19 protein-coding genes are annotated in these 22,281 nt (G+C 64.5%); 9 read left to right on the top strand and 10 right to left on the bottom strand.

What is annotated here, in order from left to right; translation table 11 throughout:
* Positions 1 to 4: 4 nt before the first annotated feature.
* The gene (locus AC2T4A_RS06170) at positions 5 to 808 is read right to left on the bottom strand and encodes an MmyB family transcriptional regulator (protein ID WP_486742917.1); all 804 of its coding nucleotides are present in this window, start codon (positions 806 to 808) and stop codon (positions 5 to 7) included.
* 158 nt (positions 809 to 966) lie between these two features.
* Here AC2T4A_RS06170 and AC2T4A_RS06175 point away from each other — a divergent pair, with 158 nt between their 5' ends.
* Positions 967 to 1,368: a hypothetical protein gene (locus AC2T4A_RS06175; RefSeq protein ID WP_416748828.1), complete on the top strand. Its 402-nt coding sequence runs from the start codon at positions 967 to 969 to the stop codon at positions 1,366 to 1,368.
* 100 nt (positions 1,369 to 1,468) lie between these two features.
* Here the strand turns inward: AC2T4A_RS06175 and AC2T4A_RS06180 are convergent, their stop codons facing one another.
* Together AC2T4A_RS06180 and AC2T4A_RS06185 are read right to left on the bottom strand one after the other, a co-directional pair.
* Positions 1,469 to 2,059 (bottom strand): 2-hydroxychromene-2-carboxylate isomerase, encoded by a 591-nt coding sequence (locus AC2T4A_RS06180; protein ID WP_486742918.1) that lies wholly within the window; start codon positions 2,057 to 2,059, stop codon positions 1,469 to 1,471.
* Between the two features lie 183 nt (positions 2,060 to 2,242).
* Positions 2,243 to 2,971: an SDR family oxidoreductase gene (locus AC2T4A_RS06185; protein ID WP_138526602.1), complete on the bottom strand. Its 729-nt coding sequence runs from the start codon at positions 2,969 to 2,971 to the stop codon at positions 2,243 to 2,245.
* A gap of 104 nt (positions 2,972 to 3,075) precedes the next feature.
* Between AC2T4A_RS06185 and AC2T4A_RS06190 the strand changes: the two genes are divergently transcribed.
* Positions 3,076 to 3,639 carry a TetR/AcrR family transcriptional regulator gene (locus tag AC2T4A_RS06190; RefSeq protein ID WP_416748832.1) on the top strand — a complete coding sequence of 188 codons (564 nt, stop codon included), beginning with the start codon at positions 3,076 to 3,078 and terminating at the stop codon, positions 3,637 to 3,639.
* A gap of 188 nt (positions 3,640 to 3,827) precedes the next feature.
* Here AC2T4A_RS06190 and AC2T4A_RS06195 read toward each other — a convergent pair whose 3' ends face one another.
* The 7 genes from AC2T4A_RS06195 to AC2T4A_RS06225 form a co-directional block, all read right to left on the bottom strand.
* Positions 3,828 to 4,577: a sulfite exporter TauE/SafE family protein gene (locus tag AC2T4A_RS06195; RefSeq protein ID WP_478377652.1), complete on the bottom strand. Its 750-nt coding sequence runs from the start codon at positions 4,575 to 4,577 to the stop codon at positions 3,828 to 3,830.
* 159 nt (positions 4,578 to 4,736) lie between these two features.
* Positions 4,737 to 5,726, bottom strand: a complete 990-nt coding sequence (locus tag AC2T4A_RS06200) for a sulfate/molybdate ABC transporter ATP-binding protein (protein ID WP_478377653.1) — start codon at positions 5,724 to 5,726, stop codon at positions 4,737 to 4,739.
* Positions 5,727 to 5,736: 10 nt separating this feature from the next.
* Complete coding sequence (cysW, locus tag AC2T4A_RS06205; protein WP_416748839.1) at positions 5,737 to 6,609, bottom strand: sulfate ABC transporter permease subunit CysW; 873 nt, start codon at positions 6,607 to 6,609, stop codon at positions 5,737 to 5,739.
* 10 nt (positions 6,610 to 6,619) lie between these two features.
* Complete coding sequence (gene cysT, locus AC2T4A_RS06210) at positions 6,620 to 7,438, bottom strand: sulfate ABC transporter permease subunit CysT (protein ID WP_416748841.1); 819 nt, start codon at positions 7,436 to 7,438, stop codon at positions 6,620 to 6,622.
* Between the two features lie 267 nt (positions 7,439 to 7,705).
* Entirely contained in the window at positions 7,706 to 8,704 is a 999-nt protein-coding gene (locus tag AC2T4A_RS06215; protein ID WP_045215475.1) for a sulfate ABC transporter substrate-binding protein, read from the bottom strand.
* A gap of 170 nt (positions 8,705 to 8,874) precedes the next feature.
* Positions 8,875 to 9,057: a sulfur starvation response protein OscA gene (oscA, locus tag AC2T4A_RS06220; protein ID WP_017520779.1), complete on the bottom strand. Its 183-nt coding sequence runs from the start codon at positions 9,055 to 9,057 to the stop codon at positions 8,875 to 8,877.
* A 140-nt stretch (positions 9,058 to 9,197) separates the two neighbouring features.
* A complete protein-coding gene (locus AC2T4A_RS06225; protein WP_478377654.1) occupies positions 9,198 to 11,471 on the bottom strand; it encodes a putative bifunctional diguanylate cyclase/phosphodiesterase in 2,274 nt (757 codons plus the stop codon).
* A gap of 178 nt (positions 11,472 to 11,649) precedes the next feature.
* Here AC2T4A_RS06225 and desA point away from each other — a divergent pair, with 178 nt between their 5' ends.
* The 7 genes from desA to AC2T4A_RS06260 all read left to right on the top strand — a co-directional run bounded on the left by desA (position 11,650) and on the right by AC2T4A_RS06260 (position 22,274).
* Complete coding sequence (gene desA, locus AC2T4A_RS06230; RefSeq protein ID WP_416748846.1) at positions 11,650 to 12,831, top strand: delta-9 fatty acid desaturase DesA; 1,182 nt, start codon at positions 11,650 to 11,652, stop codon at positions 12,829 to 12,831.
* 138 nt (positions 12,832 to 12,969) lie between these two features.
* The gene (locus AC2T4A_RS06235) at positions 12,970 to 13,938 is read left to right on the top strand and encodes a GGDEF domain-containing protein (RefSeq protein ID WP_416748848.1); all 969 of its coding nucleotides are present in this window, start codon (positions 12,970 to 12,972) and stop codon (positions 13,936 to 13,938) included.
* A gap of 1,054 nt (positions 13,939 to 14,992) precedes the next feature.
* Complete coding sequence (locus tag AC2T4A_RS06240; protein WP_478377655.1) at positions 14,993 to 16,414, top strand: hypothetical protein; 1,422 nt, start codon at positions 14,993 to 14,995, stop codon at positions 16,412 to 16,414.
* 57 nt (positions 16,415 to 16,471) lie between these two features.
* Positions 16,472 to 17,566 carry a DegT/DnrJ/EryC1/StrS family aminotransferase gene (locus AC2T4A_RS06245; RefSeq protein WP_416748851.1) on the top strand — a complete coding sequence of 365 codons (1,095 nt, stop codon included), beginning with the start codon at positions 16,472 to 16,474 and terminating at the stop codon, positions 17,564 to 17,566.
* 10 nt (positions 17,567 to 17,576) lie between these two features.
* Positions 17,577 to 19,097, top strand: coding sequence for a lipopolysaccharide biosynthesis protein (locus AC2T4A_RS06250; RefSeq protein WP_478377657.1), 1,521 nt, complete (start codon positions 17,577 to 17,579; stop codon positions 19,095 to 19,097).
* Between the two features lie 2 nt (positions 19,098 to 19,099).
* Complete coding sequence (locus tag AC2T4A_RS06255) at positions 19,100 to 20,029, top strand: glycosyltransferase family 2 protein (RefSeq protein ID WP_416748855.1); 930 nt, start codon at positions 19,100 to 19,102, stop codon at positions 20,027 to 20,029.
* A gap of 31 nt (positions 20,030 to 20,060) precedes the next feature.
* Positions 20,061 to 22,274 (top strand): polysaccharide biosynthesis tyrosine autokinase, encoded by a 2,214-nt coding sequence (locus AC2T4A_RS06260; RefSeq protein ID WP_416748857.1) that lies wholly within the window; start codon positions 20,061 to 20,063, stop codon positions 22,272 to 22,274.
* Positions 22,275 to 22,281 lie beyond the last annotated feature (7 nt).

Consider the following 22,281-nt stretch of genomic DNA (forward strand, 5'->3'; position numbering starts at 1 on the left):
CAGCTCACTCTGTGCCGCTGAGCTGGCGCAGGATTCGTGCGCTGTCGGGGTCGGCCGGGAAGAAGGTTTCCAGCGCCAGCTCCGACAGCGTCACGTCCACCGGCGTACCGAACACCGTGATGGTGCCGATCAGGCTGCACACGCCCAGTTCCGTCTGCAGTTGCACCGGGATCAGCACCATGTCGCCGCTGGCCGCCTCGTCATAGGGCGGTGCCGGATACCCCGCCACCTCGTCACGCAGCGCCGCCAGCGCCGGATCGCCGCTGGCCTCGAAGTCGCGCTGCAAGCGCTCTACCACATGCGCCTTCCACGGCCCCAGGTTGAGGATGCGCGGTGCCAACCCCTTGGGGTGAAGGCTCATGCGCAGCACGTTGATCGGCGGCTGCAGCAGCTCCGGATCGACGCCGATCAGGAAGATATCCACCGTGCGGTTGGACGCCAGCAGGTTCCAGTGGCGGTCCACCACCATTGCCGGGTTCGGCTCGTGGGCCTTGAGCAACTGGTCGATGGCCTGCCGGGCGACGGTCAGCGCCGGGTCGTCCAGGCCCTTCTCCGAGTAAACCGGCGCGTAGCCGGCAGCGCTGAGCAGGCGGTTGCGCTCGCGCAGGGGGATGTCCAGCTGTTCGGCCAGATGCAGGAGCATCTCGCGGCTGGGCAGGGCGCGGCCGGTTTCGACGAAGCTCAGGTGGCGCGTGGAAATCTCCGCGTCGCAGGCGAGGTCGAGCTGGCTGAGTCGGCGGCGCTGGCGCCATTGGCGGAGCAGGGCGCCGACCGGTTGGGCCGGGCTGTTCTGGGCTGGACTGTTCATGGCTGGGCCGTTGGTGGCAGTGCGGGTCATGGCATCGAACGATAGACCTGGCACCCCGTAACGGCCATTACCTGGCAGGTAATCGACGCACCTACGTCCCGGGCAGATTCTTCAGCCACACGCCGCCAACCGGTGGCGCCCCCTGAAGGAGCTTCGCCATGACTCTGCTGCAACCCTCCCCGCTGCTTCGTCTCACCCTCAAGGTCGACGCCATTGCCGGTGGCGCCATGGGCCTGCTGATGGCCCTGGCCGCGCAACCGCTGGGTGAGCTGTTCGGTCTGCCCTTCGTCTTACTGCTGGTGGCCGGCATCGTGTTGTTGCCGCTGGCGCTGGTGCTCTACTGGATGAGCAACCAGACGCTGCTGTCGCGCACCGGTGTGTGGGCCGTCATCGCCCTGAATGCGCTGTGGGTTGTGGAGAGCGCCGTCCTGCTGGTGACCGGCTATGTACAGCCGACTGCCCTGGGCTACGCCTTCGTCATCGGCCAGGCGCTGGTGGTCCTGCTGCTGGCCGAGCTGGAGTTCTTCGGCCTGCGGCGGTCGGCGGTTCTTGCCTTGTGATGTTCGCGAGCAAGAACTAGGTGTCCCCCTCGCTCCTACAGGTCAGCGCCGGTGCGCTCTTGGTAGGAGCGAGCTTGCTCGCGAACCGCTTCCTGCCGGCTTAAGCCAAGGCTTCGCGAACGAAGTCGAGGCGGTCCTGGCCGAAGAACATTTCGTCGCCAACGAAGAATGTCGGTGCGCCGAACATCCCGCGCTTGATCGCCGCCTCGGTATTGGTCTTCAGCGCATCCTTCACGTCCTGCTCGGTCGTCAGCGCCAGCAGCGCCTGCGGATCGAAGCCCGCCTCGGCCAGCAACGGGCCGAGCACCGCCGGGTCGCCCAGGTTCAGCGCATCCACCCACATGCCCTTGAACACGCAGGCCAGCAGCGCTTCGAAGCGCTCCGGCTGGCGCAGTTGCAAGCCAGTGGCGGCGCGCATCAGGGTCAGGGTGTTGATCGGGAAGTGCGGGTTCATCTTCAGCGGCACACCGTAGCGACGGGCGAAGCGCAGCATGTCGATCATGGTGTAGCGACCCTTGGCCGGCACGGCGATGGGCGAGGCGTTGCCGGTGGCCTGGAACACGCCGCCCAGCAGGACCGGGCGATAGACCAGCTCGGCGCCGGCTTCGGCGCAGATGCCCGGCAGTTGGGTATACGCCAGGTAGGAAGTCGGGCTGCCGAAGTCGAAGTAGAACTCGACGGATTTGCTCATGAGTGGCTCTCTTTTTATGTGGGTTCGCAAAATCGGCATACGACCTTGCGAGCTAGAGCCAGGCTAGGCGGAATTCAGCAGGGGCGCGGACCTTTTGCTTTGATAGTCAGCGTTTGTAAATGAGCAGCCCCTGCTGGATTCCAACGACGCCTGGCCGACGCGCAGCTGGTCGTCTGCCGATTTTTACCAGCGTTCGATCCAGGGGCGGAGATCCAGCTCGAAAGTCCAGGCATCGCGCGGTTGCGAATGCAAATACCAGTAGCTGTCGGCGATATGCTCGGGATCGAGGATGCCGTCCTGATCCTTCTGTGCGTATTTCTGCGGGAAGTTCTCGCGGATGAATTCGGTATCGATGGCGCCGTCCACCACCACGTGGGCGACGTGCAGACCCATCGGTCCCAGTTCGCGGGCCATGCTCTGCGCCAGTGCGCGGATGCCGTGCTTGGCCCCGGCGAAGGCGGCGAAGCCCGAGGCACCGCGCAGGCCGGCGGTGGCGCCGGTAAAGAGGATTGTGCCGCGCTGGCGCTTGACCATGCGCTTGGCCACTTCGCGGCCGGTGAGGAAGCCGGAGAAGCAGGCCATCTCCCAGATCTTGAAGTACTTGCGCGCGGTCTCTTCGAGGATGCTGCAGGGTACGTTGGCGCCGATATTGAAGACGAAGGCTTCGATGGGGCCGATGTCGCGCTCGATGGTTTCCACCAGTTCGATCACTGCTTCTTCCTGGCGCGCATCGGAGGCGAAGCCGTGCGCCTCGCCGCCTTCGGCGCGAATCTGATCCACCAGGGGCTGCAGCTTGTCCGCCGAGCGCCGGGTAACGCAGGCGACATAGCCTTCACGGGCAAAACGGCGGGCGATGGCGCCGCCGGTGGCATCGCCGGCGCCAATGACCAGCACGACTTTCTTGTTCGACATTCTCGTTTCCTCGGGGTGCGCGAAAGTGGGTAAACGGTCGTTAGGTAAACGAACGTTATGTTAATATTCGACGTATCGTCAACCGCTTCGCCGGAGTCGCCCCCATGCGTTACTCAGCCACCCACAAGGAAGAAACCCGCCAGCGCCTGCTCGACAGCAGCGGCGCTCTCGCCAAGCAGGGCGGTTTCGCCACCACCGGCGTGGACGGGCTGATGAAGGCGGTGGGACTGTCCGGCGGGGCGTTCTACAACCACTTCGGTTCCAAGGACGAACTGTTCGCCGCCATCGTCGAACGCGAATTGCAGCAGAGCGTCGAGCGCCTCGCCGCCAAGGGCAAGGTTCTGGATCGCGCCCGGCTGGAGCGCGGTCTGAAGCGCTACCTGAATGTCACGCACGTGCAGGATGCCGGCGCCGGCTGCGCGATTCCCGCGCTGGGCGCGGAAATCGCCCGCGCCGACGAAGCTGTGCGGCAGAGTGCCGAAGATGCGCTGGTGGAATTGCAGCAGGCCTGGGCCGAGGTGCTGGGCTCGGCGGAAGACGCCTGGGCATTGCTGGCGCAGTGCGTCGGCGCGCTGGTGCTGGCGCGGATGGTGGCGAGCGAGACAGCGCAGAAGACGATTGTCGAGTCGAGCCGGGACTTCCTTATCCGCCACCTGGACGAGAAGTGAGCCACTTCCCTTCGGGGCGCAATCTCGGGGTTGTCACCAACTCTGGTAGGGCGGAAAACCGGCACGGATGTGGGTAGCGCCATAGGCGTTTTGTGCCCTACCGCTGTAGGAGCGAGCTTGCTCGCGAACAAGCTCCGCTGCTGGGCTGGGCTGGGTTCGCGAGCAAGCTCGCTCCTACAAAAGAGCAGTTACAGACCGCGAATCGCGAGGTCCGCGCCCAGCAGCAACAGCCCACCGAAGAAGCAGCGGCGGAACGCCAGCGGGCTGATGCGCGAGCGCAGCCAAGTGCCCAGATACATGCCGGCCAGCGCCGGCAGCAGGGCCAGCAGCGAGAGGCCGAGGATGTCTGCCTGCAGCAGCGAGCCGTGCTGGCTGAGGGTGATTGCCAGGGCGAGCGTCGAGACGGTGAAGGACAACCCCAGCGCCTGCACCAGATCGTCTTTCTCCAGCCCGAGGGCCTGCAGGAACGGTACGGCGGGAATCACGAAGACGCCGGTCACTGCCGTGACGCCACCGGTGACTACGCCGATCAGCGGCGACAGCCAGCGCTCATGCTTCGGTGCCACCGTGAAGCGCTTGTTCGACAGCCCCAGCAGCGCATAAAGAATCAGCGCCACGCCCAGCAGCGGCGTGGCGGCCGGCCAGTTTCGCCCGGCCAGCAACCAGCCTACCAGCAGGGTGCCGACGACGATGCCGATGAGCATGCCCCACAGCCGTTTGAGCAGCCCAAGGAAGCGCGGACCGGCGGCGAGTTGCCAGACGTTGGTAACGGTGGAGGGGACGACGAGAATGGCAGCGGCCTGCATCGGGGGCATCACCAGCCCGAGCAGTCCGACGGCGACCGTGGGCAGGCCGAGGCCCACCACGCCCTTCACCAGGCCGGCGAGGAGGAAGGTGAGGACGATGAGTTCGAGGTGCTGGGGGAGGGCGTCGAACATGGCCGGGCCTTGTTGAAAGCAAGGTCGGCAGGATACGAGGGTTTGAAAGCCGGGGGAAAGCGCGGGGCTCTTGCAGGAGCGAGCTTGCTCGCGAACAAACCCCGCTGCGGGGCCGGGTTCGCGAGCAAGCTCGCTCCTACAGTAAAGTGGTTTGCCGCGTCAGATATTCGCCACCGGCTGATAGGCCTTCGGCTTGAAGTACAGTGTCTCGCCGCGGGCGAGGCCGGTCAGGCTGTCGTGGTCCTTCACCACTTCGGCCTCGATCAGCTCGTCCTGGCCGTCGACCTTGAGGGTGACTCGGGTGATCGCGCCCAGCGGGCGGATGTCGCGGACTTCGGCGGCGCGGTGTTCGGCCACTTCGGAGCGCGACAGCGAGATCTCGTGCGGACGGAACAGCACGTGCTCGTCGCCGCCCAGGTGCAGGCGGTTGGAGTCGCCGAGGAAGTGGTAGACGAAGTCGCTGGCCGGGTTCTCGTAGACCTCGCCCGGCGAGCCGATCTGCTCGATCACGCCTTTGTTCATCACCACGATGCGGTCGGCGACTTCCATCGCTTCTTCCTGGTCGTGGGTGACGAATACGGAGGTCAGGTTGATCTCCTCGTGCAGGCGCGCCAGCCAGCGGCGCAGCTCTTTACGTACCTTGGCGTCGAGGGCGCCGAAGGGTTCGTCGAGCAGCAGGATCTTCGGTTCTACCGCCAGGGCGCGGGCCAGGGCGATGCGCTGGCGCTGGCCGCCGGAGAGTTGTTCCGGGTAGCGGTCGGACAGCCAGTCCAGTTGCACCATGTTCAGCAGTTCGTGGACCTTCTCGGCGATGCGCGACTCGCTCGGGCGCTCCTTCTTCGGCTTCATGCGCAGGCCGAAGGCGACGTTGTCGAACACCGTCATGTGGCGGAACAGGGCATAGTGCTGGAACACGAAGCCGACGTTGCGATCACGCACGTCGTGCTGCGAGACGTCCTCGCCGTGGAACACGATGTTGCCAGCGTCCGGGGTTTCCAGGCCGGCGATGATGCGCAGCAGGGTGGTCTTGCCGCAGCCGGACGGGCCGAGCAGGGCGACCAGCTCGCCGCTGTGGATATCCAGGTTGATGTCGTTCAGCGCCTTGAAGGCGTTGAAGTTCTTGCTGACGTTACGGATCTCGATGCTCATGGGTTGGCTCTCACTCTTCGTCAGCTTTGACTTTGGTGCGGGACAGGCGCGACTCGCTCCACTGCTTGAGCAGCAGGATGACGAGGGCCATCAGCAGCAACAGGGTGGCAACGCTGAAAGCGGCGACGTGGTTGTATTCGTTGTAGAGGATTTCGACGTGCAGCGGCAGGGTATTGGTGACGCCGCGGATGTGTCCGGAGACCACCGACACCGCGCCGAACTCGCCCATGGCGCGCGCGGTACAGAGCACCACGCCGTAGATCAGGCCCCATTTGATGTTCGGCAGGGTCACGTGCCAGAACATCTGCCAACCATTGGCGCCGAGCAGGCGCGCGGCCTCCTCTTCCTGCGTGCCCTGTTCCTGCATCAGCGGGATCAGTTCGCGGGCGACGAAGGGGAAGGTGACGAAGATGGTGGCCAGGACAATGCCGGGCACGGCGAAGACGATCTGGATGTCGTGGTCCGACAGCCACTCGCCGAAGTAGCCCTGGGCGCCGAACAGCAGCACGTAGATCAGGCCGGCGATCACCGGGGAGACCGAGAACGGCAGGTCGATCATGGTCACCAGGATGCTCTTGCCGGGGAACTCGAACTTGGTCACGCACCAGGCGGCGGCTACGCCGAACACCAGGTTCAGCGGCACCGAGATGCCGACCGCGATCAGCGTCAGCTTCAGGGCGGCCAGTGCGTCGGGTTCCAGGATGGCTTCGAAGAAGGTGCCAAAGCCTTGCTTCAGCGCCTCGCTCAGCACCACGAACAGCGGCAGCAGCAGGAACAGCGCGAAGGCCAGCCAGGCGAGCGCGATCAGGGCGCGGCGGCCCCAGACATTACCCCGGCGAGCAGCGTTGGCAGCGGCCGCGGCGGAAAGGCTTGCGGTACTCATGGCGCGCTCCTCAAGGCGTTTCGATGCGGCGCTGCAGCAGGTTGATCAGCAGCAGCAGGACGAAGGCGACGACCAGCATCAGCACGCCGATGGCGGTGGCGCCGGTGTAGTCGTACTGGTCCAGCTTGACCATGATCAGCAGCGGCAGGATCTCGGTCTTCATCGGCATGTTGCCGGCGATGAAGATCACCGAGCCGTATTCGCCGACGCCGCGGGCGAAGGCCAGGGCGAAACCGGTCAGCCAGGCGGGCAGCAGCGCCGGCAGCAGCACATGGCGGAACACCTGCAGCGGCTTGGCACCCAGGCAGGCGGCGGCTTCTTCGACTTCACGCGGGATATCCGCCAGCACCGGCTGCACCGTGCGCACCACGAACGGCAGGACCACGAAGGTCAGTGCCAGGGTGATGCCCAGCGGGGTGTAGGCGATCTTGAAGCCCAGTTCAGTGGCGAAGCGACCGACCATGCCGTTGGGCGCGTACAGCGCGGTCAGCGCGATACCGGCCACGGCGGTGGGGAGGGCGAAGGGCAGGTCGATCATCGCATCGATGATCTTGCGCCCGGGGAAGCGGTAACGCACCAGCACCCAGGCCAGCAGGGTACCGATCACGCCGTTAATCAGGGCGGCGATCAGCGCGGTGCCGAAGCTCAGCTTGAGCGCGGCGATGACTCGCGGCGCGGTGATGATGGTCCAGAACTGATCCCAGGAGAGCTGGGTCGTCTTGAGGAACATGGCCCCCAGCGGAATCAGCACCAACAGGCTGAGATACACCAGGGTGTAGCCCAGAGTCAGCCCGAAGCCGGGTATGACCGGGGAGATGCGTCGCGACATTTGCTGTCCTTTCTCGTGAACGCGTTGAGAACCTGATTACGATCTGCTGCGCGTCGGCATGATTGCGTTGAGAACAGGCTCGGGTTGCTCATTTACAGCTCGTAAACTGCGCTTCCTCGCCTGTTTTCGCCTTGTCCTGCCCTAGCTCGCAAGGTCGTAAACAGGTTCTGTGCCCCCGTCATGGGACGGGGGTTTTTCGTTCCGCGCGGGCTGTGCACCGGCCCGCGTGGATCGGGCCGCCCGGCTCAAGGCCGGGCGGGTGGCGCATTACTGCGCCTGGTAGATCTTGTCGAAGATGCCGCCGTCGTTGAAGAACTTGGGCTGCGCGACTTTCCAGCCGCCGAAGTCCTTGTCGATGGTCACCAGGTTCAGTTTCGGGAACTGGTTGGCGAACTCGGCAGCGACCTTGGCATCACGCGGGCGGTAGAAGTTCTGCGCGGCGATGCGCTGGCCTTCTTCGCTGTACAGGTACTTCAGGTATTCCTCGGCGACCTTGCGGGTGCCTTTCTTGTCGACGGTCTTGTCGACCACGGCCACCGGCGGCTCGGCCAGGATGGACACGGACGGCACGACGATCTCGAAGTTCTCGCCGCCCTGTTCCTTCTTGGCCAGGAAGGCTTCGTTCTCCCAGGCCAGCAGTACGTCGCCGATGTTGTTGTTGACGAAGGTGATGGTCGAACCGCGGGCGCCAGTGTCCAGAACCGGCACGTGCTTGTACAGGTTCTGCACGTATTCCTGGGCTTTCTCGTCGCTACCGTATTCCTTCTTCGCCCAGGCCCAGGCGGCCAGGAAGTTCCAGCGGGCGCCGCCGGAGGTCTTCGGGTTGGGGGTGATGACTTCCACACCCTGCTTGGTCAGGTCGGCCCAGTCCTTGATGCCCTTGGGGTTGCCCTTGCGCACCAGGAACACGATGGTCGAGGTGTAGGGGGTGCTGTTGTCGGGCAGGCGCGCCTGCCAGTCAGCGGGCAGCAGCTTGCCCAGCTTGTTCAGTTCGTCGATGTCGCCGGCCAGGGCCAGGGTCACCACGTCGGCCTTCAGGCCGTCGATCACGGCGCGGGCCTGTTTGCCCGAGCCACCGTGGGATTGCTGCACGGTCAGGTCGTCACCGCCCTGGGCCTTCCAGTGCTTGATGAAGGCGGCGTTGTAGGCCTGGTACAGCTCGCGGGTCGGGTCGTAGGAAACGTTCAGCAGTTGGGTGGCGGCGGATACCGGGCCGGCAATCAGGGCGCTGGCCAGTGCGGCCAGGGCGAAACGGCGGATGGACATGTGCAGCTCCTGAAAAAATGCAGTTCTTTATGTTTGTTGGGCAGGGTCTTTCGGGGGAGGGGCGTTGTCAGCCACGCATTCGCGGCTGACAGCTGCAGTACCGGTGGGGCAGTTTGGTCATGGCGACGCTCCGGTGGTCCAGTCGATTCGCGGCTCTTTCGGCTCGGGGCTCAGGCGGGCTTGCCCGGGCTCTGTTGCAGGCGGAATTTTTCCTTGCGCTCGATCTGCACGACCTGGCCGTTGTGCACGGTGATCTCGACGGCGCCGAAACGCAGGCCACGCAGGGCGCTCTGCACTTCGCGCAGGATGTTGGCTTCGTCCTGGCCGTCCAGGCTACGGAGGGTTGCGCTCATGGGTATCTGCTCCTAATGGGTTGACCACCGGCCGATTCACCAACGGCGCGTGCGGTGTGAGCGCATATTAGGCAGGAGCTGGATATTCTTAAAAATACTGTTTAAGAATTTTTATATATCAGAAAGTTTTTAGCGCGTTTTCATGCGGGGTCGCGCGGCAATTGCGCCAGCAGGAGCTCGGCTGGCTGCGGGGCGCCGTACCAGTAACCCTGGCCGAAGTTGCAGGCGTGAGTGAGGAGGAAGGCGGCCTGGTCGGGCCGTTCGATGCCCTCGGCGACCACCTGCAGGCCCATGCTCTGGCCCAGGGCGATCACCGCGCAGGCGATGGCGGCGTCCTCGGATTCGTCCGGCAGGCCGGCGACGAAACCCTGGTCGATCTTCAGCTTGTGCACCGGCATGCGTTTCAGGCGCATCAGCGAGGAGTAGCCGGTGCCGAAGTCGTCGATGGCCAGGTGTACGCCCAGCAGGCGCAGCTGGCAGAGCAGCTCCAGGGCCTGGTCGAAATTTTCCATCACCGCGCTTTCGGTGATTTCCAGTTCCAGGTGGTGGGGCGCCAGGCCGCTCTGCTCAAGCGCCAGGGCCACGCGCTCCTCCAGGCCGCCGCGGCCGAACAGCCGGCTGGAGACGTTCACCGCGATGAAGTCCAGGTTGATTCCAGCGTCCAGCCATTGGCGCATCTGCCGGCAGGCGCGCTCCAGCACCCAGGCGTCGATGGCGGTGATCAGGCCGCTTTCCTCGGCCACCGGGATGAATTCGCCGGGAGCGATCAGGCCCTGTTGCGGATGCTGCCAGCGCACCAGCGACTCGACGCCGACCATGCGCCCTGTGGCCAGGTCGTGCACCGGCTGGAAGTACAGGCGCAGTTCGTCGTGGTCCAGCGCGTGGCGCAGGGCTGACTCCACCTGCACGTGGGAGCGCGCGCGGGCAGTCAGCTCGGGGGTATAGAAGGCGTAGAGATTGCGCCCGCTGGCCTTGGCCTGGAACAGCGCGGCGTCAGCATGTTGGAGCAGGTGATCGACATTGCGTGCGTCTTCCGGGAACAGGCTGACGCCCAGGCTCACCGACATGTAGATGAGCTGGCCGTTGACCTCGAAGGGCGCACTCATCGCTTCCAGCAGCCGCTGGGCCAGGCTGCTGGCGTGGTGCGGCTGCTGGCTTTCGAGGACCACGGCGAACTCGTCGCCGCCGAGGCGCGCCAGGGAGCAGCGCTCGTCCAGGCAGCTTTCCAGGCGTTCGGCCACGGCGCGGATCAGCAGATCGCCGATGTTGTGGCCGAGGCTGTCGTTGATGTGCTTGAAGTGGTCGAGGTCGATGCTCAGCAGCGCGCCGCCGCTCTGTTCCCGCTCCGCGCGGGCCAGCGCCTGCTCGATACGTTCGCGCAGCAGCAGGCGGTTGGGCAGGCTGGTGAGCGGGTCGTGATGCGCGAGGAAGTCCAGCTCGTGCTGCGAGCGCTTGAGGCTGCTGAGGTCGGAGAACACTGCGACGTAGTGGGTCAGCTCGCCCTCGTCATTGCGCACGGCGCGGATGTGCTGCCACTGCGGGTACACCTCGCCGCTCTTGCGGCGGTTCCAGATCTCGCCGCTCCACACGCCGTCCTCGTGCAGGGCTTTCCACATGCACTGGTAGAAGGCGGCGTCCTGGCGGCCGGACTTGAGCAGCGAGGGCTGGCCTCCGAGCACGTCCTCGGCGCTGTAGCCGGTGATGCGCGAGAAGGACGGGTTGATGTGCACGATCACGCCGCGCGCGTCGGTTACCAGCAGCCCTTCCTGGGTCGCCTCGAACACGGCGGCGGCCTGGCGCAGGTGGTCTTCGTTGCTGCGCTGATGGGTGATGTCGCGGTTGACCCCGGTCAGCCGCAGGGGGTGGCCGTCTTCGGCGCGGGTCAGGCGCCCGCTGCTGCGTACCCAGCGGTAGCTGCCATCGCCGTGGCGGATGCGGTAGACGCATTCCAGTTCGGTGCGCAGGCCCTGGATGCAGTCCTGGTGCAGGGCGAGGGTGCGCGCGCGGTCGTCTGGATGCAGGCGCTGTTCCCATAGCAGCAGGTCATCGCTGAAGTGCTCCAGGGGCAGGCCGAGGAGCTTGGCGTAGCCGGGTGAGTAGTAGACCCGCTGGGTTTCCAGGTCCCAGTCCCAGATACCGTCCTCGACTACCGCAAAGGCACGGCTCAGGCGCTGCTCATTGTCGGCCAAGGCGGCGAAGGCGGCGTGCTGCTGGCGGAAGTACCGCCAGAGCAGGAAGAACAGCACCAGGAAGGTAATTGCCAGGAATCCGTATTTCTTCAGCTCCATCGCCCGCGCCAGCGACGCGGGGTCGGGCAGGACATTTTGTAACCATTGGTCACCCAGCCAGACCCAGAGGGTGGCTACGACCAGGTACAGAAAGCTGATGCGCAGGGCGCTGAGGCGTGGATTCATGCGGTAGTGGATTGGATTTATTGGCTGCGCAGTATAAATGATGGCCACTTGGCCGCGTTCGTATCTAAAAGACCGGATGGTAATCCGGACCTGCTTGGTGATAATGCGGGCTGTCTTCTGCCGGCAAAGCTTGCCGGCAGGGCGTAGTCCACACCCCTTCCGAGGTACAGTATCGCCTATGTGGTACAACGGTTTCCTTGACCTGTCGCCGTGGCAACTGGTGGCGGTCACCCTGGTCCTGACGCACATCACCATCGTCAGCGTCACTGTCTATCTGCACCGCTACTCGGCGCACCGGGCACTCGAACTGCATCCGGCGCTGCAGCATTTCTTCCGTTTCTGGCTGTGGATGACCACCGCCATGAACACCCGCGAGTGGACCGCCATCCACCGTAAGCATCACGCCAAGTGCGAAACCGCCGACGACCCGCACAGCCCGGTCTACAAGGGCCTGGGTACCGTCCTGCGGCGCGGCGCCGAGCTCTATCGCGCCGAGGCGGAGAACGAAGACACCCTGCGCATCTATGGCAAGAACTGCCCGGAAGACTGGATCGAGCGCAATGTCTATTCGCGCTACCCCATCGGCGGCATCGTGCTGATGGCGATCATCGACCTGGCGCTGTTCGGTGTACTCGGCATGACCGTCTGGGCCGTGCAGATGATGTGGATCCCCGTGTGGGCTGCCGGCGTCATCAATGGTCTGGGCCACGCCGTCGGCTACCGCAACTTCGAGTGCCGCGACGCTGCCACCAATCTCGTGCCCTGGGGCATCCTGATCGGTGGTGAAGAGCTGCACAACAACCACCACACCTACCCGAACTCGGCCAAGCTGTCGGTGAAGAAGTGGGAGTTCGACCTGGGCTGGGCCTGGATCAAGGTGTTCTGCTTCCTGCGTCTGGCCAAGGTGGCCCGCGTCGCGCCGATTGCCCACCGCGTGGAAGGCAAGGGCAGCCTGGACATGGACACCGCCATGGCCATCCTCAACAACCGGTTCCAGATCATGGCCCAGTACCGCAAGCTGGTGATCGGCCCGCTGGTGAAGCAGGAACTGGCCAAGGCCGACGAGTCGGTGCGCCACCTGTTCCGCCGCGCCAAGCGCCTGCTCTCGCGGGAGACCAGCCTGCTGGAAGAGCGCCACCACGCGCGCATCCAGGACCTGCTCGCGCAGAGCCAGTCCCTGCAGGTGATCTACGAGAAGCGCCTGGCACTTCAGCAGATCTGGGTGAAAACCAGCGCCAACGGCCACGACATGCTCGCCGCGATCAAACAGTGGGTACACGAGGCGGAAGCCAGTGGCATCCAGTCTCTGCGCGAGTTCGCCGAGCAGCTGAAGACCTACTCTCTGCGTCCGGCCGTCTGATTGACGGAAACGTCCTAGGACGTTGAGAGATGTGTCTCAAGAAAAGCCCGCCGTTCGGCGGGCTTTTCGTTTAATTTGCAGCAGCCTGGCGTAGTTTGCGGTCATAGCCCCGGTCAATGAGCGGGAGGACGCTGATACATGGATGAGAATAAATTACCGGCCGATCAGGAAGAGGCCTTGCTGGCACTGCTGCACAGTCGCGCCGAGGTGACGCGCCTGAAAGAGCGCGAACAACTCTTCAGTGCGTTGCTGGCGAGCGTGAACTCGGTGCTCTGGGCTTTCGACTGGCAGGCCCAGCGCATGGTCTATGTCAGCCCGGCGTACGAGCGCATCTTTGGCCGCTCCGCCGCGCTGCTGCTGGCGGACTACAACGAATGGCGCAACTGCATCTATCCCGATGACCTGGACTACGCCCAGAGCACCCTGCAGGAAGTACTGGAGCGCGGCGCCATCGAGCAGCGCGAATACCGCATCCTGCGCGCCGACGGCGAAGTCCGCTGGCTCAGCGACAAATGCTTCGTCAGCCAGCACAGCGATGCCGGCCTGCCGCTGATGATCGTCGGCATCGCCGAGGACATCACCGACAAGAAGCACCTGGAGACCGAACTGCACCGTCTGGCCACCACCGACGTGCTGACCCAGAGCAGCAACCGCCGCTACTTCTTCGACAACGCCGAGCAGGCTTTCCGAGACTGCAAGGCCACCTCCACGCCGCTGGCTTTCCTGCTGCTGGACGTGGATGACTTCAAGAAGATCAACGATCTCTACGGCCACCAGGTGGGTGACGTGGTGCTGCAGCGCATCGCGCAAAGCGGCGCCGGAGCGTTGCGCCGCGGAGACCTGTTCGGCCGTATCGGCGGCGAGGAATTCGCCGTGCTGCTGCCCGGTTGCGATGAGGGTATGGCGCGGCAGATTGGCGAGCGCCTGCAGCGGGAAGTGCAGCGGCTGCGCTTCAACGAGGCCGAGCATTTCTTCAGCGTCACCATCAGTCAGGGGCTGACCCTGTTGCAGCCTGATGACCAGAATCTTTCCGCGCTCTACAGCCGTTCCGACGCGGCTTTGTATCAGGCCAAGCGCACCGGCAAGGACCGCATTGTTCAGGGATGAAACACTCCGCCGCGTCCGTGGCGGGCCTGTTAATACTTTCTGATTAATACTTTTCCGCAGATGCGGAGCTGTATGTTTCTGCTGTCAAAAGGCCTGTGTCGGGATTATGGCGCCTTAGTAATCAATAACTTACAAAGTGCGAATTGCCTTTTGTCGGATTCTTGGCGTGTCGCGACATCGTTCATTGACATGCCTTCACCCCCCCCTCTATTACTATTCACATAGCAATATCGTGTGGTGTCTGGATGAGACACCTCAGGGAGCAGTCGCACGAGCAGTGTGTCACGGAAGATTCTGCCACCTCTTCTTCCTGTCACTTTCCTATCGCTGCCTGACAACTTCCGTCAGCACCCCTCGCTGCGGAAGCGCGATAGATTTTTGCTTTTGTTTTTCCAGATTTTCGGAACTTGGCCGAAGGGCGGTAGCTTTGCCCAGCGAAAAATAACGGCCACTCCAGGGACGAACAGTTGATTGTCGTTAATTGAATCGGGTCATTCGAACTCGGGCGGTAGCCTTGTCTTCGAAATTTGCATGTGGCCCGGCGCAGAGCATCTCCTGGACTGGAGTAAGTGACGATGGCCGCTGGAAGAATGGAAAACGACGGAACTTCGTGTGCCGTCCTTTCAAGCAAAAAGAGCAGCGCCTCCCCGGCGGGAATTGTTTCGCAAGTGAAACTGCGGAAGTTTGGCGCCAATCCCCTGGGTGCTAATGAAAAGTTTAGAAGGACTCTCTCGCTTAGTTCGAAATTTTGTTATGCCCCTATTTGTCGGCACGAATCAGGGTGTAACAAATATGAACTTATCGCTGAGAAAGAGCCACGCCAGATACTCTTTGTTTCATTCCTGAAACAGCAACTTCTGTCCATCACCGAAGTTAATCTGCAGGCGTTCGCCATCCATTCCGAACTGACTCCCGCGACCTTCCCGAATAAGGATCGTGCGACGGCGGCTGCGCCGCGAGTGACGGAATTCCGGCGCGTACGCCGCCACCCTGCCGGCCGACAGCGCCGGCATCACGAGAGCCGCGCGCCCCGCCGCGCTGGGAGTCAAGGCTGATGGCCGAGCAAACGCTTCGTTCCAATTATGCCTGTGTGGTCGGCGGCGCCGGCCCGGCAGGCATGGGATTCCTCTTCAACGCCTACAAGACCGGCGCGCTGGCGAGCCTCGCGCGCGATGGCCTGCTGGTCGTGGACGCTGCACTGGCGGTCGGTCGTGGCCGGCTGGGGGACTACCACATCACCGCCAACTCGGTGGGCGATGTGTTCCTCGATTGCCTGCGCGACCCGGCGCTGCTGCCGATCTTCGCGCCGCTGGCGCACTCGCCGGCGTTCCGCGCATTGCAGAACGACCCCCACGGCGCACCGATGCTCACCCAGGTGGGTGAGTTGCTGGCGCATGCCTCGACGCTGTTCATGCGCTACGTCACTGAGCACCTGGGCGTCGAAGTGGCGCTGGGGACACGTATCGAGAAGATCACCGCGCAGGACGACGGTAGCTTCCAGCTGGCGCTGCGCAGCGGCTCCCATGGCGCGCAGATCGACGCCGGTGCATTGGTGATGAACCTGGGCGGCCGGCAGAACCGCGAATACCTCAACTGGAGCCTCGCCGAGCAGGACCTGAACCTGTCCCACGACGGCCCCACGGTGTACTCCTCCGACGCGCTGCTGAGCCTGAGTCCGGCCGAGCTGGTGGAGCTGTTCGGCGACCGGGTGACCCCGGGCAGCCGCTTCACCGTGGTCGGCGGTTCCCACAGCGCCTTCTCGATCCTCGACAACCTTGCCTGCGCCCTGGATTGCCTGGGTCTGGAACAGATCACCCTGCTGCACCGCGCGCCGATCCGCCTGTTCTTCGAGAGCGTGGAGGAAGCCCGTGCGGCCGGCTATGTGGTGGACGAAGGCATGGACGTCTGCCCGGTGTCCGGGCGGGTCAACCGTTCCGGCGGCCTGCGCTATCGCGCCCACCAGGTCGGCACCGACGTGCTGTCCAACGGCGTGGTCAGCGGGACCCGCGTGAAGGTCGAACTGCTGTGCCTGGAAGACCGTTCGCCCGCCGTGCGCGAGCGCCTGGAGCAGTGCTGCAGCGAAGACGGCGTGATCGTCCAGGCCATCGGCTACCAGCCCTGCCTGCCGGCGCTGCGGCGTGCCAACGGCGAGCCGCTGCAGGTGCGCGAGAGCAAGGGCGGGCTGGATTCCGACGCCGCCGGTTGCCTGCGTGACCACACCGGCCGGCCGATTCCCGGCCTCTACAGCTTCGGCCTCGGCTCTGGCCTTGCGGCCAACCCGATGCTGGGCAGCGAGCGTTCCTTCGACAGCCGCATCTACGGCGTCTGGCAGTTCCACAACGACGCCAGCGGCCGCGTCATCGAGGCCTTGCAGGAGCACCTGGCCAGTCGCACAGCACAGGCCGAACCCGCTTCGCAGGACCACAGCCACACCCGCATCGACGACGCGCCCTTCGCGCTGTCGGCACTGGGTTGAGCGGCGCCTGCGCCGGCTCTGGCCAACGGACTTTCCATCCAACAGAGGGATGCGACCGTGATCAATGTGACCAAGACCTACCTGGGCAACCTGGACAAGTTCAAGGCCTACGTGGAACAGATCTATGCCTCCGGCTGGATCACCAACCACGGCCCCTTTGTCACGGAGTTGGAAGAACGCCTGCAGGACTACTTCGGCGTTCGCCATGTGATTCTCACCAACAATGGCACCATCGCCCTGCAAGTGGCCTACCGGGCCCTGGGCGTGACCGGCAGTGCCGTGACCACCCCCTTCAGCTTCGTTGCCACCAGCAGCACGCTGCAGTGGGAGAGTATTCGCCCGCGCTTCGCCGACATCGATGCGCGGACCTGGAACCTCGACCCTGCGCGCATCGAAGCCAGCCTTGCGCCGGATACCACCGCCATCGTCGCCACCCACGTGTTCGGTAATCCCTGTGCGGTGGAGGAGATTCAGGCGGTGGCCCAGCGCAACCAGTTGAAAGTGATCTATGACGGCGCCCACGCCTTCGGCTCGCGCTACCGCGACCGCTCGGTGCTGGCCTGGGGGGACGCCACCACCCTGAGCTTCCACGCCACCAAGCTGTTCCACACCATCGAGGGCGGCGCCATCGTCACCTCCGATGACGAGTTGGCCAGGCAGATCCGCCTGATGTGCAACTTCGGCATTGCCGGCGTCGACCAGATCGTCGGGCTGGGCATCAACGCCAAGCTCAACGAGTTCTCCGCGGCCATGGGCCTGTGCGTGCTCGACGAAATCGACAGCATCCTCGCCCAGCGCGAGGAGATCGCCGCCCGCTACACCGCGGCGCTCAGCGGCTACTACGACCTGCAGGCCAGCGAGAGCTACGCGCGGCTGAACAACAGCTACTACCCCATCGGCCTGCGCGATGAGGCGCAGGTGCTGCGCGTGCGCACTGCGCTGAACGAGATCGGGGTCAACCCGCGGCGTTACTTCTACCCGTCGCTGGACACCCTCGATTACCTCGCCCCGCAGGTGCCGCAAGTGCAGTCCCGCGAGCTGAGCCAGCGCATCCTCTGCCTGCCGCTTTATCCGGGCCTGCCGCAGGAGATCCAGCGCGCGGTGATCGAAGTGCTGCTGCTGGAAAGCGGCCGCGTCGCGGTCGCGGTGTAAGGGGACGATCATGCGCACCGCACGCTCGCTGTCGATGGTCCGCAACACCCTGCTCAACTATGCAGGGCAGGCGTACGCCATCGTCATCGGCATCCTGATCCAGCCGTTCTACCTCGGCCACCTCGGGGCCGAGGCCTACGGCCTGATCGGCTTCTTCGCGGTGCTGCAGAGCTGGCTGCTGCTGCTCGATGTCGGCCTGTCGCCGGCGCTGGTGCGGCAAGTCGCCCACGGCCGTGGGGTCAATGGCGAAGGCCAGGACCAGGCGCGCCTGCTGCGCTCCTTTGAGCTGATCCTGCTGCCGCTGACATTCCTCAGCAGCCTGGCGGTGTGGGGTGGCAGCACCTGGGTCGCCGGGCAGTGGCTCAACGTGCAGCAACTCTCGCCGGAGCTGGTGGCGCAGTGCATCAGCCTGATGGGGCTGCTGGTGGCCCTGCGGCTCTACGCCACCCTGTATCGCAGCGCGCTGCAGGGGCAGGAGCTGCACGGCTTCATCAATGCGGTGAACGTGTTCATCACCACCCTGCGTTACTTCGGCGGCCTGCTGCTGGTGGCGCAGGTCAGCCAGGACCCGCTGGTGTTCTTCCAGTTCCAGGTCGGTGTGTCGCTGATCGAGGCGCTGCTGCTGGGCGGCAAGGCCTACCTGTGGATGGATGTGCGTCTGCTGACCCGCTTCTGCTGGGACACGGTGCGCCCGGTGCTGCCCTTCGCCCTGGGCATGTCCTTCAGCTCCTGCCTGTGGATCGTGCTCACCCAACTGGACAAGGTCCTGCTGTCGAATCTGCTGCCACTGCAGCAGTACGGTTATTTCTCCCTGGTGGCGCTGATTTCCGGCGGCATCCTCACGCTGGTCAACCCGCTGGCGCAGTCGCTGCTGCCGCGCATGACCATGCTGGTCGCCGAAGAACGCCACGAAGACATGCAGCAGCTCTATCTCAAGGCGAACCGTTTCGTCTGCGTGCTGCTGTTCCCGATGGTCGCGGTGATCGCCGCTCATGGTCATGACCTGGTTCTGGCCTGGAGCGGCGATGCCGAGGCCGCCAGTTGGTGCCGGCCGATCCTCGCCTGGTACGTACTCGGCTCAGGTCTGCTGGCGGTGGCCAGCTTCCAGTTCTACCTGCAGTACGCCCACGGTCAGCTGCGCATGCACGTCTGGTACAGCGTCATTTCCACGCTGGTGACGGTGCCGCTGGTGATCGCCAGCGCCTACCTCTACGGCGTGCTCGGTGTGGCGATGTGCTGGTTCGGCCTGCGCCTGCTGTCATTCCTGATCTGGCCGGCGATCGTGCACCGCACCTTCGCCCCCGGCCTGCATGGCGCGTGGATGCGCGACACCCTGCAGATCGCCGCGTTGAGCGCCGCCGGTCTACTGATCAGCGAACCCTTCTACGCGCTGCTGGCCCGTTCCGGCGAGCGCCTGTGGCTGCTGGTGGCGCTGGCCGTGTGCGGCCTGATCACCCTGTTCCTCGTGGGCGCGGGCTCTGCCCCGGCTTTGCTGCGCCTGTTCAAACCGTCCCACAAGCCGAGTGTCTAGACATGGATATCCGCTCCGAGCTGCAGATTCTCTCCAACTGGCCGGAAGACCCCAAGCCCCTTCTGAGCATCGTTTGCCTGGCCTACAACCAGGTGAACTACATCGGCCGCACGCTGGACAGCTTCCTCGAGCAGGTCACCGATTTCCGCTTCGAAGTGCTGGTCAATGACGACGCCTCCAACGACGGCACCAGCGAGCTGATCGCCGACTACGCCGCGCGCTACCCGCACATCATCAAGCCGATCTTCCACAAGGAAAACCAGTACTCCAAGGGCGTCTCCCACGGCCTGCCGGTGTTCCGCAAGGCGCGCGGCCGCTACATCGCCTACTGCGAGGGTGATGACTTCTGGACCGACCCGCGCAAGCTGCAGATCCAGGTCGACTTCCTGGAGAAGAACCCGGACTACGTGATCACCTACCACGACGCCTACACCTACAACGAGGACGGCGTGATCAAGCCCCGGCAGCTCACCGGCAAGTACCGCGGCGATGCCAGCCGCCTGGACCTGCAGAAGGCCCGGCCGATCTCCACCCTCACCACCTGCTTCCGTAACGTCCTCACCGAGATGCCCGAGGAGCTGCGCACCACGCGCATGGTCGACCTGTGCTGGTGGTCGCTGCTGGGTGCCTTCGGCAAGGGCAAGTTCATCGAGGAAATCCGCCCGGCCGCTTACCGCGTGCACCAGGGCGGGATCTTCTCCATGCAAGCCGATCGTGTGCAGCAGCAGATGACCCTGCACACCTACTACTGCCTGTCGCGCTACTACCAGCGTCTGGGGAGTCAGGAGCTCAACGAGTACTTCCTGATGCAGGTCTGCCGGATGTCCATGGCGGCTGTCTCGCCCATGCGCAAGGTGCAGGCCTTCCTGATGTTGATCGGCAATCACGGCGCCAACCTGCTCAAGCGGCTGAACCCGATTCAGGCGCGCTGAGCCGCGCCACCTCAATGGAGGATGGAAGTCCATGAGTGTCATGCCCCAATCACGCCTGGAAACGCTCCAGGACACCCGCATCGACGTTGCCGGCCTGCTGCGCCTGCTGTTCGATCACAAGAAGATGATCCTTGCCGTCACCGGCCTGTTCGCGGTGCTCGGGCTCTTCTATGCGGTGATCGCAACGCCCATCTATGTCTCCGGCGCGATGATCCAGATCGAGCAGAAGAAGAACGGTCTGAACGGCACGCCGGAGGTGATCAACCGCCCCGACTCGGTGTCGATCGCCTCCACCGAGATCGAGCTGCTGAAATCCCGCGCCGTGCTCGGCAAGGCGGTGGAGATTCTGAAGCTGGACATCATCGCCAAGCCCAAGCGGCTGCCGCTGATCGGTGACTACCTGGCGCGGCGCTATCACCCTGAAGCCGGGCAGGCAATCGCCGCGCCCTGGCTGGGCATGGGCGCTTATGGCTGGGGTGGCGAGCAGATCAAGGTGTTCGCCCTCGACGTGCCGGAGGAATACCTGGGCGAGCCGCTGACCCTGGTGGCCGATGGCGGTGAGGCCTATCACCTGCTCAACGCCGACGACCAGTTGATCCTGCGCGGCGAGCTGAAGAAAACCGTGATGGAGAAGGGCTTCAGCATCGAGGTGGACGAACTGGTGGCGCGCCCCGGCACCGAGTTCATCGTCGCCAAGAATCGTCTGCTGACCACCACCCTGAACTACCAGAAGCTGCTCAAGGTGGCCGAGGCCGGCAAGGACTCGGGGATCATCTACATGACCCTGGAGGACCCGAACCCGCTGCAGGCTGACCGCATCCTCGACAAGATCAGCCAGCTCTATGTGCTGCAGAACGTCGAGCGCAGTTCCGCCGAAGCGTCCCAGCGCCTGCAGTTCCTGCGCTCGCAGCTGCCGGTGGTGCGCATGGACCTGGAAAAGGCCGAAGCCGCCTACAACGCCTACCAGACCACGGCCAAATCCGCCGACATCAGCGTCGAGACCCGTGGTGTGCTGGACCAGGTGGTGGGCATCGACAACCAGCTCTCCGAGCTCAAGCTCAAGCGCGCCGAGTATGACCGCCTGTACACCCCGACCCACCCGACCTACCAGGCCCTGCTCAAGCAGATGAGCAGCCTGGAAGACCGCAAGGCGCAACTGCAGAAACGCATCCAGACCCTGCCGGCGACCCAGCAGGAACTGCTGCGCCTGTCCCGTGACATGCAGGTCACCCGGCAGACCTACACCACCCTGCTGAACAAGGCCCAGGAGCAGGACATCATCCGCGCCGGCACCATCGGCAACGTGCGGGTGATCGACACCGCCCAGGCCAACGTCGAGCAGCCGGCCAAGCCCATGCGCAAGGTCATCGTGTTGCTCGCCACGCTGCTCGGCTTCTGCGTCGCGCTCGCCATCCTGTTCCTGCGCCAGGCCTTCTACCGTGGCGTGGAGAACCCCGAAGCCATCGAACAGCTCGGCCTCTCGGTGCTGGCCGCGATTCCGTACTCGCGGCAGCAGGAGCGTCTGGAGAAGGAGCGCAAGGGCGACATCCTCGGCCATACGCCGAAACTGCTGGCCGCCTCCACCCCCGGCGACCTGGCCAACGAGGCGATCCGCAGCCTGCGTACCAACCTGCATTTCGCCCTGCTCGAAGCGCGCAACAACGTGGTGATGCTCACCAGCCCCGCGCCGGGTGCCGGCAAGTCGTTCGTCTCCAGCAACCTCGCGGCCATCGTCGCGCAATCGGGGCTGCGCACCCTGCTGATCGACGCCGACATGCGCAAGGGCTACCTGCATCGGGTGTTCGGCCTGACCCCGCGCCATGGCCTGTCCGACGCGCTCAGTTCGCACCGTCCGCTGAGCGAAGTGATCCTGCCCACCGAGGTGCCGGAGCTCGACTTCATCTCCTGCGGCTTTGCTGCGCCGAACCCGTCCGAGCTGCTGATGCACGACAACTTTGCCCAGCTGCTGCGCGATGCCTCGGCGATGTACGACCTGGTGATAGTCGACACCCCGCCAGTGCTGGCGGTGACCGACGCCGCCCTGGTCGGCCGGCTGTGCGGCATCTGCCTGCTGGTGACGCGCTTCGGCCAGAGCCCGGCCAGCGAGATCGACACCGCTCGGCGTCGCCTTGGGCAGAGCGGCATCCACCTGCAGGGAGCAATCCTCAACGGTGTGAAACGCAAGGCCTCGACCGCGGCATACGACTACGGCGCCTACGCCTACCGCTACGACGCCAAGGATTGAGAAAGGA

It is taken from the genome of Pseudomonas sp. PVC-3-1 (assembly GCF_057444315.1).